We start from the raw sequence: 16644 nt of genomic DNA, 5'->3' as shown, positions 1-16644 counted from the left end.
CTTATTTATTTTATGTTATGTGTTAGAAAGTAATTTTGTAAATATTATCCAAGTTATACAATTACAGTTTGTAATATACTGTTTAAGGCAGCGACCGGTTCATTGCTATTCAGCCAATGAAGATTGGGCCATCCTTTTAGCCAGTTAATTTGGTGCTTGGCAAGTTGTTTGGTAGCACAAATTCCACGAAATACCATATCATCATAACTAGTGTTGCCGGATAGATAGGACCAAAGTTGTCTGTAACCTACACAACGAATTGATGGTAGGTTTTGGTTAAGATCACCTCGATAAAAAAGCGCATTAACCTCTTGTTCAAAACCGTTTGCCAACATATGATGAAAGCGCCGAGCAATACGTTGATATATTAATATGCGGTTAAGTGGTGCAATGGCGAATTGATGTACTCTATACATCAATGTTTCACCTGAGGTTTTTGTTAGGTCGGTTAAAGTATTACCGGAAACGAAAAAAATTTCTAGTGCGCGCGCCAATCTCTGCTTATCATTAGGATGAATACGCTTTGCTGCAATTGGATCAATTTGTTGCAATTTACAGTGTAACGCCGGCCACCCAAATATTTCAGCTTCGCGTTTAATTTTTTCGCGTACTTTTGGAGCTGCAGGAGGTAAATTTGATAATCCCTCTAATAGAGCTTTAAAGTAGAACATTGTCCCGCCTACCAATAACGGTATACGACCAGACTTAGTGACTTCATTCATTTCCTTAATTGCATCTATTCTGAATTCGGCAGCTGAATAAGTTTCTGCTGGATCTCGTATATCTATCAGACGATGTGGTACTCGAGCAAGCTCGTCAGCGCTGGGTTTAGCTGTACCTATATCCATGCCACGATACATTAGCGCTGAATCAACGCTAATAATATCCACAGGTAGATGCTGGTGTAATGCCATTGCTAGTGCGGTTTTGCCTGATGCTGTTGGTCCCATCAGAAAAATCGCCTGAGGTCGTTGTAGTAATGTTTTTGTTTCAGTCATAGTTCATAGCTTTAATAGCGTTCTCAAAATTTAACTTTACCATAAGTCCATAAGGCGGATTTTGCACCCATTGTGGACAAAACTGTTCGACCTTTGTAAGTAACTGTATAGCTTGTGAATAGCTCCAGATACTGGATTCTGGTTGTAGTCTGCGGGCAAGCCATACCGCAATATTTTGATGTGTCACTGACACTTCATTACTGAGATAGCGTAACATTTTTGGAATTAATTTGTGTAAATTTTGTTTACTTAATAGTAAAGGTACAGTATGTAATATTGCCTTATTAATATCAGGTTGTAGGTATATACCCATTTCTTGCATTAGCAACTGATGTTTTTTAAGGGTGACAATTTCCCCTGCACATAGTGTTATGTGCAGGGGAATTATTAATGGTTGAGCGCTCATAAGCGCATTGACTGGAAGCAGTTGATGTTCGTTTAGGTAACGTTCGGCAACCGGTAGCGATATAAGTGCTAGATGGCGCATTGATTTTATTAGCGCATAACAGTACTCAATCAGTGTTAATATTTTACCGAAACTTTCGGTATAATTTATAGCTTTGAGCTCAGTGCTGAATGGTTTTTCAGCAACAACATTGAAGGTAGATAATATTTTTCGGTTATTTAGCAGCTCTTTGTTGTTGCTTGTAGATGAACTACAATATTCGGTTTTGGGCTCTATTTGCTGTGCATTTTGTTCATTATATAATAGAGTAAGAGTAGATTTTTGCACTGGATGGTAAATAGAATCTTTTTTTTTCTTATCGTTTGTACTGCAACTATTTCCACTACTAGTGGAATGTTTTTTACTCTGTTGTTTCTTACTATTCTTTACGTTAACTACTGAGCGAGAAAGATTGCTATTAACTCGTGTTTTGTTTGCGACTTCTGCGATAACCGAGGAAATATTATTTGGTTCGTTATCCTGTTTATTATCTAGCACACATGGTTCGTTGACATCAACAAAACTCGGTGGCGCCGAGTTTTGTTTTAGAGTGTTAGCTACTGCTTGGTAAATAAAATCATGTACCAGACGATCCTGGTAAAATCTTACCTTATGTTTGGTAGGATGAAAATTGACATCTATCTGCTGCGGATCTATTTCAAGAAATAGCACAAAAGCTGGCTGTTGCGTTTCAGTAAATTGTTCTTGATAGGCTTTCCGTATGATATGAGTGATGAATTTGTCGTTCATCGTGCGCCTATTGACATAACTGTATTTTAACTCTGGAATAATCGCTACCCCAGCGGTATTAGCTATCCAGCCGTGGATAGCCAGGTTGCTATTATGGTAGGATACTCCCATGGCTCGCTCAACAAAAGCCTGACCACAAAGCCCAACTAGCCTACGTTGATGCTGATATTTATGGCTAATAGCACGATACTGGCGTACAATTTTACCATTGTGCTGCAAAATAAACGTTACATCGAATCTAGACAAAGCGATCCGTCGGGTAATATCATCGATATAGGTAAATTCAGTTTTTGCGGTGCTCATAAATTTACGACGAGCGGGCGTATTATAAAATAAATCTAATACTTCTATTGTAGTGCCAACTGGATGAGCTGCCGGTTTAATAGTAACAGCAAGTTCGCTCCCTTCTGCGTATACCTGCCAAGCTTTGCTCTGCCCGATCATGCGTGAAGTCAAGTACAGACGTGACACAGAGCTAATACTTGCTAATGCCTCACCGCGAAAACCCATACTGGTAATTCTTTCTAGATCTTCCATGCGAGCGATTTTGCTAGTTGCATGGCGAGCTAGAGCCAATGCTAATTCCTCTTTAGGAATACCACTGCCATTATCACGGATACGAATACTTTTAGTGCCACCTTGTGCAATATCGATATTAATACTAGTTGCTCCAGCGTCAAGACTATTTTCAATTAATTCCTTAACCACTGACGCTGGTCGAGATACTACTTCTCCGGCAGCAATTTGATTTGCAAGTTGTGGTAGCAGTACCTGAATAGGCATAATAATTTGGTCCTCTATTCTTCAACGAACAGTATTACTAACTTGTTTCCTAGCATTTTATTATTGGCAATACATGATTTTTGGTACTTTTTTATTGTGTTGAAGAAAACTCCATCAAGCGTGTTGCTTGTTGTTCAGGTATTATGTACTATCTTAACCCTACATTGATCGGCTGACAAACTAAGCTTTTACTTTTACAGTAATATAAAGTAGCTGCACAAGCCATAAGTTATTTTTTTGTTCTTTAGCCTCCTAAGTACATACATGCCTACCTCATCTTGACGTGCGATAAATTTACATGCGATAAAATACCGGGTTTTAACCAATTGTACGATATGGTGTTTCTTAGTTTTGGGGGTTAGTGTGATATATTAAGTGGTAGCTCGCCACTTTCAGGTGACTGTCAGTTACAGAATGGATTATATGTATTGTATTAACTCGTAAATAAGAGTGCAAGCCAACCTATATTCACGAATATAAACTACATATTTCTACTAGCATAATTCTTGGCTATTGTTGGTAGTAACACATGCGTATTTATGATCGTTTTTTGTATTCTCAATGGTTTTTATCGATCTTGGCTTTGGTATAGTTTTTGTCACAAATGATTTTGGGGTCAACTTAAATACTAGTACCTAGTATTCACTGGTTTTACCAAATGTAATATTTTGGGCATAAAATTGATATTCATCACCTGCATCATGGTAACGTTTCCTGCTGTAGTATTAGCTTGGATAGCATAAGCTCCCCTTGGTTGCTTAGAGCTTGCACCTTAGCCTGCCGGCCATCTAGGTGATATTCTAGCGTCAAAGTAATATCCGCGGCAGGCAAGAATCCTTTACCCCGTAGTGGCCATTCCACTAAACATAGAGCAGTATTATCGAAGTAGTCACGAACTCCAATAAATTCAAGCTCCTCTGGAGCTACTAAGCGATACAAGTCAAAATGATAAATTGTCCAAGACTGTAGCTTGTAAGGCACAACTAGTGTATAGGTTGGGCTTTTTACATTACCCGAGTAACCAAGCTGGCGCAAAAAACCACGGCAAAAGGTGGTTTTGCCTACCCCTATATTGCCATACAGATAAATTACACAGGCTTTTCTGCAGGCTGCAGCTACTGTTGCGCCTAATGCAACAGTAGCTATTTCATCTGATAGGATGATTACATCTGTTCCCATATCTGTTCTGTTTTTTATGTTTATGTGGTTATTAATTGCTTGGTTTGCTGGATTAAAATATTTCTGCCATCAGTCTTCCAGTCTTCTTTAATGCCTAATCACGTTATAAAGGCCTGGGCTACTACTAACTAACATCGGTTATGATCATAGCATGCGCTTCATAGCGGCTAGCAAGTGTGCAGCAGACTAATGCAACTTAGCTTAGTTAGCCCCTAATAAACTTTCAATTAGTTAGGTCCTAATGTGCTGTTGCTTGTATTGTAGCAGTTATTGTAACAGTGTCTTAATTTTGCAAAATTGCATTTAGCATTGTACCTATTTCGACTAAGTTTCGTACTGTGTTGACCCCAGCTGCTTCTAGCGCAACAAATTTATCTTCTGCAGTACCTTGACTGCCAGCGATAATGGCGCCAGCATGACCCATGCGTTTTCCTCTCGGGGCTGTAACGCCGGCGATATAACTAACCACTGGCTTGGTGACATGATACTTGATATAATCGGCGGCCTCTTCTTCTGAGTTGCCGCCAATTTCACCTATCATAACGATGGCTTCCGTCTGTTTGTCATCTTCAAATAACTGCAAAATGTCAATGAAGCTTACACCTGGGATCGGGTCGCCGCCAATACCTACACAACTGGACTGCCCTAGTCCGGTATCTGTAGTTTGCTTAACCGCTTCATATGTCAATGTACCCGAACGTGACACAATACCAACCCGTCCAGGATGATGGATATGTCCTGGCATAATACCAATTAGACATTCACCTGGGGTAATCACGCCTGGACAATTTGGTCCGATCATACGCACCTGATTCTTTTGCTCCAGCTTAGCTTTTACTATCAGCATATCTAGCGTAGGTATACCTTCAGTAATGCAGACAATTAGTTTAATACCGGCATCAATAGCTTCAAGGATCGAATCCTTGCATAAAGGAGCTGGAACATAGATAACAGATGTTGTTGCTCCGGTCTTTTCGATAGCTTCGCGCACGGTATTGAATACCGGCATACCAAGATGTTCTGTGCCACCTTTGCCAGGCGTTACTCCACCTACTATTTTAGTGCCATAGGACATAGCCTGCTTGGAATGAAAAGTACCTTGACTTCCTGTAAACCCCTGGCAAATGACTTTGGTCTGTTTATTAATTAAAATAGCCACTACTTACCCTCCACCAATGCGACAACCTGTTGTGCTGCTTCGGTTAGACTTGTGGCGGCAATGATATTAAGCCCGCTCTCGACTAATAGTTTAGTTCCCAGTGCGGCATTGTTACCTTCTAGACGAACTACTACTGGAATGCTATTACCTACTTCAGATACTGCGCTAATGATGCCATCAGCACTTAAATCACAGCGGACAATACCACCGAAAATATTTACCAGCACCGCTTTTACCTTTTCATCCGAAAGTATTATTTTGAACGCTTCTGTTACACGTTCCTTAGTGGCACTGCCACCAATATCAAGGAAGTTAGCTGGTTCACCGCCGTGCAGTTTTATGATATCCATCGTCCCCATTGCTAGACCAGCCCCATTAACCATACAACCGATATTGCCGTTAAGCGCCACATAGTTCAGTTTCCACTTGGTGGCGTGCACTTCACGTTCATCCTCTTGACTATAATCACGCATTTCGCGTAGTTCCTGCTGGCGGAATAGTGCGTTGTTGTCTATGCTTAGTTTACCGTCAAGGCAAAGAAGATCGCCAGTGCTGGTAATCACCAACGGGTTTATTTCTATCAGCGTCAAATCTCGTTCCCAAAATAGCGTCGCCATACCCATGAAGATTTTTATGAACTGATTGATTTGCTTACCACTGAGCTTTAATTTAAAAGCTAACTCTCTTCCTTGATAATGTTGCGGACCAGTAAGCGGATCAATTGTTAATTTATGAATCAGGTGCGGAGTATCTTCTGATACCTGTTCAATTTCTACTCCACCTTCGGTAGATGCCATGAAGACCACGCGGCGCGTACAACGGTCGACGACGGCTCCAATATATAGTTCCTGAGCTATATTAGTTGCTGCTTCTACTAGAATTTCGTTAACTGGTTGACCAGACTTGTCCGTCTGATAGGTGACTAGTCGTTTTCCAAGCCACTTTTCCATGAAGGTTCTGATCTCTTGTTTTGATTTAACCACTCTAATCCCACCCGATTTACCGCGGCCACCTGCATGCACTTGGCATTTCAACACCCATGGACCGGTGCCAATTTTTGAAGCAAAATCGACTGCTTCTTGTAGCGTTTTGCAGACGTATCCAAGCGGAGTAGGCAGACCATACCGAGCAAATAGCTGTTTTGCCTGATATTCATGTACATTCATAATGTTATTTCCATATTGATCTGGCAAGTTTTAGCGGCGCTTCATCGCAGTGCTATAATTGATCATTCAGCGTTAAATTTTTGTTGCTGTGAGCATACGTTAAATTCCAGAACCTATTTGTTCTTTTATCATAACCAGTAATAGCTACAGTATTCAGCCTGAAGTAGTAGCACTAAATAACTCATCTATCACTGCGGTCCGAAGTAAATGTATTCAAGATTTCCTATAAACAAATAAAATCAAGGATAAAAATTTTTGCCACTACTGAGCAGCTCTGTCAACGTAAATCTATTTCGCTACGGTTACCTAGTCACTTGAATTTACTATGTTACCTAGCAATAGTTGTTGTAAGATTTTGTTAATCACACGACTAACCTATTAAAAATAGGTAAGATTAATAATCTTAACTAATATTACTTACAGCGCTGAACTAGCGTGGTTTTACGATGCTTTGATTGTTCGATGTCTAGTTTTGTGACCAAAATTTTTCAGAGCATCGGTCCTAAGCGCTGGTAATTATAGTACCAACTTATCGTTTTCAGCGGTAATTAAAGTTTTATCAAACAGAATTATATTGTAACTAAACAAGTATATTGTACGCTAACAGTAGCTAGCTATTATTTGGCATCCTGGTTTTTGAGCAAGTCAAAAGCCTACATATTATATATTTATAATTTAATTTTTTTTACCCAACTAAAGTTTATTTATTTAGCTTGGGGCACTTAAAAAACTTCAGCTAAGCAGGATTTGGTATATTGATAAAAATAACATCTAAATTATATTTTTTTGCTAGCCACTTCCCAAGTGCATGAATTCCACCAATTTCAGTGGCGTGATGGCCAGCGGCATAAAAATGCATTCCATGTTCCCTAGCTATATGAATGGTCGGTTCGGATACTTCACCGGTAATGAATTCGTCCATGCCAGCTTGCGCTGCCAGTTCAATAAATCATTGGCCGCCTCCAGTACACCAGGCCAACCTTTTTATATATGCCGGTCCGCCGTCGCCATAGTGCAAGACGTTACCTCTTAACGTTTGTTCTAGGCGCCGATGCAGCTCTGTTCCGGTAATCTTTGTATTGAACTCCCCCTGCATAATAAGTGGCTCATCTAGATTACCGGTTACGGTAATATCTAGTACCGCTGCTAGCTGTGCGTTATTACCAATTTCAGGGTGGGTGTCCAGTGGTAAATGCCAGGCATATAAATTAATATCATTTGTTAGCAATGTTTTCAGTCGCCAGCGTTTTATACCATTAATAACTGGTGACTCTTTTTGCCAGAAATATCCGTGGTGTACGATTATCGCGTCGGCAGAGTATGCAATTGCGCTATCTAAAAGCGCTTGACAGGCTGTGACACCTGTAACAATACGGTTCACGTCCTGACGACCTTCCACCTGCAGGCCGTTAGGCGCATAGTCTTTCAGTACGATGCTGTTGTTATTAAGTTTTTTACTAATTAATTGTTCTAATTCGGTATTGCGCATCAATTGGCCTCTGTTTTTTTTTGTTTACCCCCCGTGCCTTACTCAAATATTATCAGTCTATATTAAGGCGCCCACTATAATTAAAGTATGCGCTCAGTAAATAGCATAATTATGCTTTTTTTAGGTGACATACTTATAGTTATGCTATTACACTAACTATCTAATCATGGAATTAGGTTGGAAAACCTCTAGTAGTATAAACATCATCCATATGATATGATTTTTTTTTTACTCTAGCCCCTTGATGCAGAGCAGTGTGACCCCATCCTATTTGCACCCGCCGTTGTTAAATTTTGAATAATCAGGCGGCAAGAACTTCAACATTTTTCGGACGCTTGGGCTCACGTTCGCAACTAAATTACACCTTAAGTGGAGATGTTTAGATGGGAAAAATCATTGGTATCGATTTGGGTACTACCAACTCCTGCATAGCAATTATTGAAGGTAGAAAACCTCGCGTACTTGAAAATAGCGAAGGTGATCGCACCACACCTTCCATTATTGCTTATACACGTGAGGGTGAAATCCTGGTTGGCCAACCGGCTAAACGTCAGTCCGTTACTAACCCGCAGAATACATTATTTGCCATCAAGCGTCTAATTGGCCGTCGTTTCCATGATGCAGAAGTACAGCGTGATGTCAACATTATGCCATACAAAATTATTGCAGCGGATAATGGTGATGCTTGGCTGGAAGTTAAAGGTCAGAAAATAGCACCGCCGCAGATTTCTGCTGAAATTCTGAAAAAAATGAAAAAAACGGCAGAAGACTATCTAGGTGAACAAATCAACGAAGCGGTTATTACCGTACCAGCTTATTTTAATGATACACAGCGCCAGGCTACAAAAGACGCTGGACGCATTGCTGGTTTGGATGTTAAACGTATCATCAACGAACCGACTGCAGCTGCGCTGGCCTATGGTCTAGATAAAGAAACAGGTAACCGTACTATCGCGGTCTATGATTTGGGTGGCGGAACTTTTGATATATCTATTATCGAAATTGATGATGTTGAAGGAGAAAAAACTTTTGAAGTACTAGCAACTAACGGTGACACTCATTTGGGTGGTGAGGACTTTGACAGTAGATTGATTAATTATCTGGTGGATGAATTCAAAAAAGATCAAGGTATCGATCTACGTAACGATCCATTGGCGATGCAGCGTTTGAAAGAGGCTGCTGAAAAAGCCAAGATCGAGCTGTCATCAGCGCAGCAAACTGAAGTTAATCTACCGTACATAACTGCTGACAGTTCGGGTCCAAAACATATGCACTTGAAAGTAACTCGTGCCAAACTTGAGTCTTTGGTGGAAGAACTGGTCAATCGTACGCTTGATCCACTGAAAGTAGCTCTAAATGATGCTGGCCTTTCGGTAATTGATATTAAAGATGTTATATTGGTAGGTGGGCAGACCCGCATGCCACTGGTGCAGAAGAAAGTTACTGACTTCTTTGAGAAAGAGCCGCGTAAAGACGTTAACCCAGACGAGGCTGTTGCTATTGGCGCAGCTGTGCAGGGCGGAGTGCTAACAGGTGACGTCAAAGACGTGCTGCTTTTGGACGTTACACCACTTTCTTTGGGTATTGAAACCATGGGTGGAGTTATGACGCCACTGATTGTCAAAAATACTACTATTCCTACCAAGCATAGTCAAATCTTCTCCACAGCAGAAGACAATCAGTCTGCAGTAACCATTCATGTTTTGCAGGGTGAGCGTAAGCGTGCTGGTGATAACAAATCATTAGGCCAGTTCAATTTGGACGGTATTGCACCAGCCATTCGTGGCACACCACAGATTGAAGTAACATTTGATATAGACGCAGATGGTATACTGCATGTTTCAGCAAAGGACAAAAATAGTGGTCACGAACAAAAAATCACCATTAAGGCTTCTTCGGGTCTAAATGAAGCAGAAATCAAGAAAATGGTACAGGAAGCTGAAGTAAACGCAGAATCTGACCGTAAGTTTGAAGAGCTAGTACAGACACGTAACCAAGCGGATTATATGCTGCATAGTACACGGAAGCAGCTAGAAGATGTTGGTGAAAAACTGTCGACTGAAGTTAAGACTCCTATTGAAGTTGCTTTGAAAGACCTAGAAGCTGTTCTGAAAGAAGAGGATAAAGCCAAGATTGACGAAAAAATGCAGAATTTAATTCAGGTTTCCAGTCAATTATTAGAGGCAGTTCAGCACAAGGATAACACTGTAGAAGGTAGTAGTAACAAGGTAGACAGCGATGTAGTTGATGCCGAGTTTGAAGAAGTTAAAGACAAAAAATAATCGTGCTTACTTAATGATTGGTACAGCGGCGGCGAATGCTGCCGCTGTTGTTTACAGGCACGGGCGTAGAGGTAACTCCGCGCCCGTGCGAGCACGTTGATGGCAGGAAAAGAAAATACAATGGCGAAATCAGACTACTATGAGATTTTAGGTGTTTCCCGTGATGCAGAAGAGCGTGAAATAAAAAAGGCCTATAAACGCCTGGCAATGAAATTCCACCCGGATCGCAATCCAGGAAATGCCAAAGCCGAAGCTAGATTCAAAGAAATAAAAGAAGCTTATGAAGTACTAACTGACCAGAAAAAGCGTGCTGCTTATGACCAATATAGTCATGCTGCCTTTGAACATGACAGTATGGGTGCAAGCGGTTTTGGTGATATTTTTGGCGATGTGTTTGGTGATATTTTTGGCGGTGGTCGGCGTCAACGCTCTGGCAGAGGGGCTGATGTACGCTATAATGTTGAGCTTTCATTGGAAGAGGCTGTTCGCGGGGTAACACGTGAAATACGTATTCCAACGCTTGATGAGTGTGATGTTTGCCATGGTAGTGGAGCTAGGACAGGAATCTCGGCAGTAAACTGTCCAACCTGTCACGGCCAAGGGCAAGTGCAGATGCGCCAGGGTTTTTTTGCTGTGCAACAGACGTGTCCAACCTGTCAGGGACAGGGTAAGGTCATCAAGGAGCCTTGCATTAAATGTCACGGTCATGGTCGATTAGAAAAAAGCAAAACGTTATCAGTGAAAATTCCAGCTGGTGTGGGTACCGGAGATCGTATCCGCTTAACTGGCGAGGGTGAAGCAGGCGAGCATGGAGCTACCGCTGGTGATCTTTATGTACAGGTTAAGGTACGTAAACATCCAATATTTGAACGTGACGAAAATAACCTTTCTTGTGAAGTGCCAATTAACTTTGCAATGGCTGCATTAGGCGGCGAAATTGAAGTTCCGACGTTAGATGGCCGAGTTAAACTAAAAGTGCCTGCGGAAACTCAGACCGGTAAATTGTTTCGCATGCGGGGTAAAGGCGTGCAATCTGTGCGTGGCGGTTCGCAAGGTGATTTACTGTGTCGGGTGGTAGTTGAAACACCTGTTAAGCTCAATGAGCTTCAGAGAAAGCTATTGCGGGAGTTAGAGGCAAGTTTTGGAGGACCAAACGGTAATCAAAACAGCCCACGTTCTAAAAGCTTTTTCGACGGAGTAAAAAAGTTTTTTGATGATTTAACTAGTTGATGCGCCGAGCTATAGGCATCGTTGTCAACGCTTATATTTTACTTTGTTTGTGGTATCGAACTCATTACTTTGAGTTTAATGGCTAATTTAGATTTTTGACGTGCTGCTTTATTTTTATGGATCAACCCTTTGCTCGCTTGATGATCAATAATTTTTTGCATTGTACAAAAAGAATTATTAGCTGCTGTTTTGTTACCAGCGGCGATAGCAACGTATACCCGTTTTACAAAGGTACGCATCATAGAGCGACGACTAGTATTATGTTGACGACGATTTTCAGACTGTACTGCACGTTTTTTAGATGATTTGATATTTGCCAAGGCCTAACTCCTAAAATTATTTAGTTATGCAAATTTTCATTATAAAATAATATCAGTTATCTCACGTTAAATAAAGTTATTCATGATAAATAAGCGCGATGCTATTTACATAATATTATGTCAAGTTTGGATTTTTTTTTGGGTTAATCATAGTTGCAATACCAGTTCAAAGTCGTCAACAGAAATATTTGTTTTCGGCTAAACGTTTACGATTTAGTAACATAAATATATCTACTAGATATACTGTTACCCAAATTTGGTAATGGTAGCCTAGTTACCTTTTAGTGTATCTAAAGTAGTAATAACAGCAGACTAACTGTTAGTCTGCTGTTATTACTATCTTGAAATATTCCTTAGCAAACCATTAAGCAACGAACAAACGAAAAAATGGTTCGCTTCATTTGTTAAAATGTTAAATTAATAAAATTATAAGAGTAAACATGACTATTTGCTAGCAAATAGTCATAATACTTAAAACAAACATGGAACCGATGGTCAAATGGCTGATTATAAAAATACTCTGAATTTACCGTATACAGAGTTTTCCATGCGCGGTGATTTAGCTCAGCGTGAGCCTGGTATGTTACAGCACTGGTATGATCAAGATCTTTACGGAATCATCCGCCGCGCTAAAAAAGGTAAAAAAAAATTTATTTTGCATGATGGTCCTCCGTATGCGAATGGCAATATTCATATTGGTCACTCGGTGAATAAAATTCTTAAAGATATTATTATTAAATCTAAAGGATTAATGGGTTATGACTCGCCTTATGTCCCGGGCTGGGACTGCCATGGTTTACCAATTGAACTGAAGGTTGAGCAACTAATCGGTAAGCCAGGCGATCAAGTAAGCGTCGCTGAGTTTCGCGCTGCTTGCAGTTTTTATGCAGCGGAACAAGTAGAAAAACAAAAAAAAGATTACATCCGTTTGGGCGTGCTTGGTGATTGGGAGCATCCTTACTTAACAATGAGCTGTACCACAGTAGCACATACTATTCGCGCGTTTAGCCAGATCATTGCCAATGGTCATCTATATAAAGGAGAAAAACCCGTTCATTGGTGTATCGATTGCCGATCTACGCTAGCGGAAGCTGAGGTTGAGTATTATGACCACAGTTCTCCTTCCATTGACGTTGCTTTTACAGCAATAGAAACTAGCACGGTCGCTGGTAAGTTTGGCTTGTCTGTTTTAAGCGGTCAAATTTCACTGTTGATTTGGACTACAACTCCCTGGACCTTACCAGTAAGCCGTGCAATAACTGTTCACCCAGACTTAGAATATCAGTTGGTAACATTTTACGGGCAAAACTATGTTTTAGCCGCTTCTCTATTAGAGAACGTGATGGCACGCGCTGGCATCAATCATTGGACGGTACTCGGTAGCATCAAAGGCAGTGCGCTGGAGTTACTTCGATTTCGCCATCCTTTTATGGAATTTGATGTGCCAGTTATTCTGGGTAAGCATGTTACATTAGATACTGGTACTGGTGCTGTACATACTGCTCCTGACCATGGTATTGAAGATTATGTCATATGCCAACAATACGGTCTAGAAGTAACTAATTCTATTGGACCTGACGGTTGCTATATTCCTGGCACTATGCCAGTACTTGACGGTCTACAGGTATTCAAAGCTAATACAATCATCATAGATCTATTGCGTGACAGCGGTGCACTATTGTATGTGGATCAAATCAAGCACAGCTACCCGCACTGTTGGCGGCATAAGACGCCTGTAATATTTCGTTCTACACCACAGTGGTTTGTCAGTATGGATAATTGTAGTCTGCGTGAGCAGACTATAGCAGAAATCAATAAAGTACAATGGATCCCTGAATGGGGGCAGGCGCACATCTTAAATATGGTGGCTAAACGTCCTGATTGGTGTATTTCGCGGCAACGCATCTGGGGTGTACCCATGGTGTTGTTTATTCATAATGACACCGAAACACTGCATCCTCGCACCATCGAACTCATAGAAACCGTGGCGCAATTAGTTGAAAAAGATGGTATTCAAGCATGGTGGGATTTAGATCCCTTCGATATTCTGGGTGATGACGCTGTCTATTATCACAAGGTCCCTGATACTCTTGATGTTTGGTTTGATTCCGGTGCTACTCATGCTACCGTGGTGGTAGTGCGGCAGGAATTTGCTGGCCATACACCAGATTTATATCTAGAAGGAGCTGACCAGTATCGCGGGTGGTTTATGTCGTCGCTGATGATTTCCACTGCTATTTATGGCCAGGCGCCATATCGTCAGGTGCTGACCCATGGTTTTACCGTCGACGGACAGGGCCGCAAAATGTCCAAATCGGCTGGTAATGTTGTAAGTCCGCAATATATAATAGATCAATTAGGAGCTGATATCCTGCGTCTTTGGGTTGCTTCCACCGATTATACTAGTGAAATGGCGATTTCACATGAGATTCTAAAGCGATCCACTGATACTTATCGACGCATACGCAATACCGCGCGTTTTTTATTGGCTAACCTTAATGGTTTTGATCCAGCTTGCCATAGTATCAGTTCAGAGCATATGTTGGTACTAGATCGCTGGGCTGTTGGACGAGCGCAGGCAGCACAGGTAGAGATTATATCCGCCTACGACAGCTATAATTTGCAGCATGTTGTACAACGTATGATGCAATTTTGCTCGGTTGAAATGGGTTCTTTTTACCTAGATATTGTCAAAGATCGTCAGTATACTACTAAAACTGAAAGCATTGCACACCGCAGCGGTCAGACCGCACTTTATCATAGCATTGAAAGTTTAGTGCGCTGGATAGCACCTATAATGCCATTTACTGCTCATGAAATATGGGGCTTCATGCCTGGCAAACGAGCACCATATGTTTTTACTGAAGAGTGGTATGATGGACTGTTTGGGTTGGATAACGCCCAGCCTTTGAACAATCATTTTTGGCAAATCTTGTTGCAAGTACGTAGTGAAACTAACAAGATCATCGAACAGGCACGTTCGAATAAACTGATTGGTGGTTCACTAGAAGCTCAAATTACACTTTATGCAGAACCTATTCTTGCTAACTTATTATGTGAATTAGGTGATGAACTTTGCTTTATACTATTGACCTCAAGCGCAGTAGTTGCTGATTATTTTGCTGCCAGTAGTAATGCTGTCCAATGTGTTGGAATTAATGGACTTAAAATTTCTTTAGCAAAAGCCAATGGAAAAAAATGCCAGCGATGTTGGCATTATAAGACGAATCTCGGTGAGCATGCTGATTATCCGGACATCTGTAGTCGTTGTGTCAGTAATATTGCTGGTCCTGGTGAAACACGCCAGTTTGTCTAATGCATAAAAAAATAATGTCTACTGGACTAAGTTGGTTTTGGCTAGCATTAGTAATTATGTTGTTTGATATTGGTAGCAAGCAGTTTGTCATGAGGCATTGCTGGCTTAGCGAGTCCGTGCCAGTTATGCCATTTATTAATTTTACATATGCTCACAATCCATGCGCTGCCTTTAGTTGTTTAGCAGAGAAAGGAGAATTGCAACGTTGGATTTTATCCTTCATCTCAGTAATAATCATAGTATTTCACTTAGTTATTATGTATCGTTTGGACAAACGGGCAATACTAACTAATATAGTATACTCTATAATTGTCGGCGGAGCTCTTGGCAATTTATTTGACAGGATGGTGCATAGTTTTGTAATTGATTTTATTATTTTCTATGTTGGCGATTGGTACTGGCCGACATTTAATGTGGCGGATATAGGCATTTGCATGGGCGCTATACTTGGTTTGGTTTTTCTTCCTGTTGGCCACACTACTCGTTAGAGTAGAATTAGTTAAAATATTATAACGCATGAACTTTGCAAGTGATTATTTAATTTACGTTTCCTATACCTATAGTTGATAGATCCAGATAATTGGAGAGATTATGAGTAGTAGTAATAAACCAATACGCATTGCAGTAGTTGGCGCTAGTGGCCGGATGGGACGCAAACTAATCCAGGCAGTTACAGATTCTGAACAGGCGAAACTGAGCGTTGCACTAAACCGTGCTAATTCAGTATTCTATGGTTTAGATGCCGGTAAACTAGTTGGTATTGGTGATTTAGGCGTAACAATAACTAGTGATATATCGTCGGTATCTAATGATTTTGATATTCTTATTGATTTTACTAGTCCTGAAACTAGTCTGAAATACTTGGATTTTTGCCGACTGCATCAAAAAGGTATCGTAATAGGCACTACGGGGTTCAGTGATAGACAGAAGGAAATTATTAACGCGGCAGCAAAAGAGATCGGTATTGTTTTTACCGCTAACTTTAGCGTTGGCGTTAATCTCATGCTAAAATTACTGGAAAAAGCGACGCAGATCATGGGGGAAGAAGCTGATATTGAAATTATCGAAGCTCATCATCGTCAAAAAGTCGATGCTCCGTCAGGCACCGCGCTGGCAATAGGGGAGACGATCGCTAGCGTTCTAGGGCTAAATCTTACCCAATGTGGGGTTTATAGCCGTCATGGGCATACCGGAGAGCGCCAAGTAAAAAGTATTGGCTTTGCTACAGTACGGGCAGGTGACATAATTGGTGAGCATACTGCGATGTTTGCTGGGCTTGGTGAACGCCTGGAAATAACTCATAAGGCATCAAGCAGAATGACTTTTGCTATCGGGGCTGTTCGTGCGGCAGTTTGGCTTGCTAGTCAGAAAAACGGTCTCTTTAGTATGGTGAATGTACTAAATCTCGATAAATTATAGGCCAGTTTTTCTGAAACACTTTTTTATTATACATTTTAATTTTTAGTATCTAAGGTATTGCATATTATAACGTAACACTATAAAACGATTGCTAAAAGTTTATCTGAT

Annotated in this window: 11 protein-coding genes and 1 pseudogene; 5 read left to right on the top strand and 7 right to left on the bottom strand. The window is 40.8% G+C overall.

Going from position 1 to position 16644, the window contains the following annotated elements; genetic code table 11:
* Positions 1 to 53 precede the first annotated feature (53 nt).
* The 6 genes and pseudogenes from miaA to MEPCIT_RS00435 all read right to left on the bottom strand — a co-directional run bounded on the left by miaA (position 54) and on the right by MEPCIT_RS00435 (position 7969).
* On the bottom strand, positions 54 to 998 hold the full coding sequence (miaA, locus tag MEPCIT_RS00460) for a tRNA (adenosine(37)-N6)-dimethylallyltransferase MiaA (RefSeq protein WP_013975502.1): 945 nt from the start codon (positions 996 to 998) through the stop codon (positions 54 to 56).
* On the bottom strand, positions 991 to 2976 hold the full coding sequence (gene mutL, locus MEPCIT_RS00455) for a DNA mismatch repair endonuclease MutL (protein WP_013975501.1): 1986 nt from the start codon (positions 2974 to 2976) through the stop codon (positions 991 to 993). Before mutL ends, miaA begins: the two co-directional genes overlap by 8 nt.
* 699 nt (positions 2977 to 3675) lie before the next feature.
* Complete coding sequence (gene tsaE / locus MEPCIT_RS00450; protein WP_013975500.1) at positions 3676 to 4155, bottom strand: tRNA (adenosine(37)-N6)-threonylcarbamoyltransferase complex ATPase subunit type 1 TsaE; 480 nt, start codon at positions 4153 to 4155, stop codon at positions 3676 to 3678.
* 283 nt (positions 4156 to 4438) lie between these two features.
* Positions 4439 to 5314, bottom strand: coding sequence for a succinate--CoA ligase subunit alpha (gene sucD, locus MEPCIT_RS00445; RefSeq protein ID WP_013975499.1), 876 nt, complete (start codon positions 5312 to 5314; stop codon positions 4439 to 4441).
* Positions 5314 to 6480, bottom strand: coding sequence for an ADP-forming succinate--CoA ligase subunit beta (gene sucC, locus MEPCIT_RS00440; protein ID WP_013975498.1), 1167 nt, complete (start codon positions 6478 to 6480; stop codon positions 5314 to 5316). The genes sucD and sucC overlap by 1 nt, the downstream gene beginning before the upstream one ends.
* A gap of 736 nt (positions 6481 to 7216) precedes the next feature.
* Positions 7217 to 7969: pseudogene (locus MEPCIT_RS00435) on the bottom strand (Nif3-like dinuclear metal center hexameric protein).
* Positions 7970 to 8352: 383 nt separating this feature from the next.
* Between MEPCIT_RS00435 and dnaK the strand changes: the two are divergent.
* Positions 8353 to 10251, top strand: a complete 1899-nt coding sequence (dnaK, locus tag MEPCIT_RS00430) for a molecular chaperone DnaK (RefSeq protein ID WP_013975497.1) — start codon at positions 8353 to 8355, stop codon at positions 10249 to 10251.
* 120 nt (positions 10252 to 10371) lie between these two features.
* Entirely contained in the window at positions 10372 to 11481 is a 1110-nt protein-coding gene (dnaJ, locus tag MEPCIT_RS00425) for a molecular chaperone DnaJ (protein WP_015580545.1), read from the top strand.
* A gap of 38 nt (positions 11482 to 11519) precedes the next feature.
* Here the strand turns inward: dnaJ and rpsT are convergent, their stop codons facing one another.
* A complete protein-coding gene (gene rpsT / locus MEPCIT_RS00420; protein WP_013975495.1) occupies positions 11520 to 11801 on the bottom strand; it encodes a 30S ribosomal protein S20 in 282 nt (93 codons plus the stop codon).
* Positions 11802 to 12300: 499 nt separating this feature from the next.
* On the opposite strand from rpsT, the gene ileS reads away from it, so the two are divergent.
* The 3 genes from ileS (at position 12301) to dapB (ending at position 16536) form a co-directional block, all read left to right on the top strand.
* Positions 12301 to 15117, top strand: a complete 2817-nt coding sequence (ileS, locus tag MEPCIT_RS00415) for an isoleucine--tRNA ligase (RefSeq protein WP_013975494.1) — start codon at positions 12301 to 12303, stop codon at positions 15115 to 15117.
* Positions 15117 to 15605, top strand: a complete 489-nt coding sequence (gene lspA / locus MEPCIT_RS00410) for a signal peptidase II (RefSeq protein ID WP_013975493.1) — start codon at positions 15117 to 15119, stop codon at positions 15603 to 15605. Before ileS ends, lspA begins: the two co-directional genes overlap by 1 nt.
* Before the next feature lie 103 nt (positions 15606 to 15708).
* A complete protein-coding gene (dapB, locus tag MEPCIT_RS00405) occupies positions 15709 to 16536 on the top strand; it encodes a 4-hydroxy-tetrahydrodipicolinate reductase (protein ID WP_013975492.1) in 828 nt (275 codons plus the stop codon).
* Positions 16537 to 16644 lie beyond the last annotated feature (108 nt).

The organism is Candidatus Moranella endobia PCIT (genome assembly GCF_000219175.1).
In the GTDB taxonomy this organism is placed as follows: Bacteria; Pseudomonadota; Gammaproteobacteria; order Enterobacterales; family Enterobacteriaceae; genus Moranella; species Moranella endobia.
The sequence above is the reverse complement of the archived record's forward strand: the minus strand, read 5'-3'. Positions and strand labels throughout refer to the sequence as shown.

What these genes read in the sequence shown, in the direction of transcription:
- tsaE (WP_013975500.1), bottom strand. Translation starts at nt 4,155, where the DNA reads ATGGGAACAGATGTAATCATCCTATCAGATGAAATAGCTACTGTTGCA.
- lspA (WP_013975493.1), top strand. Translation starts at nt 15,117, where the DNA reads ATGCATAAAAAAATAATGTCTACTGGACTAAGTTGGTTTTGGCTAGCA.
- dnaK (WP_013975497.1), top strand. Translation starts at nt 8,353, where the DNA reads ATGGGAAAAATCATTGGTATCGATTTGGGTACTACCAACTCCTGCATA.
- sucC (WP_013975498.1), bottom strand. Translation starts at nt 6,480, where the DNA reads ATGAATGTACATGAATATCAGGCAAAACAGCTATTTGCTCGGTATGGT.
- ileS (WP_013975494.1), top strand. Translation starts at nt 12,301, where the DNA reads ATGGCTGATTATAAAAATACTCTGAATTTACCGTATACAGAGTTTTCC.
- dapB (WP_013975492.1), top strand. Translation starts at nt 15,709, where the DNA reads ATGAGTAGTAGTAATAAACCAATACGCATTGCAGTAGTTGGCGCTAGT.
- mutL (WP_013975501.1), bottom strand. Translation starts at nt 2,976, where the DNA reads ATGCCTATTCAGGTACTGCTACCACAACTTGCAAATCAAATTGCTGCC.
- miaA (WP_013975502.1), bottom strand. Translation starts at nt 998, where the DNA reads ATGACTGAAACAAAAACATTACTACAACGACCTCAGGCGATTTTTCTG.
- dnaJ (WP_015580545.1), top strand. Translation starts at nt 10,372, where the DNA reads ATGGCGAAATCAGACTACTATGAGATTTTAGGTGTTTCCCGTGATGCA.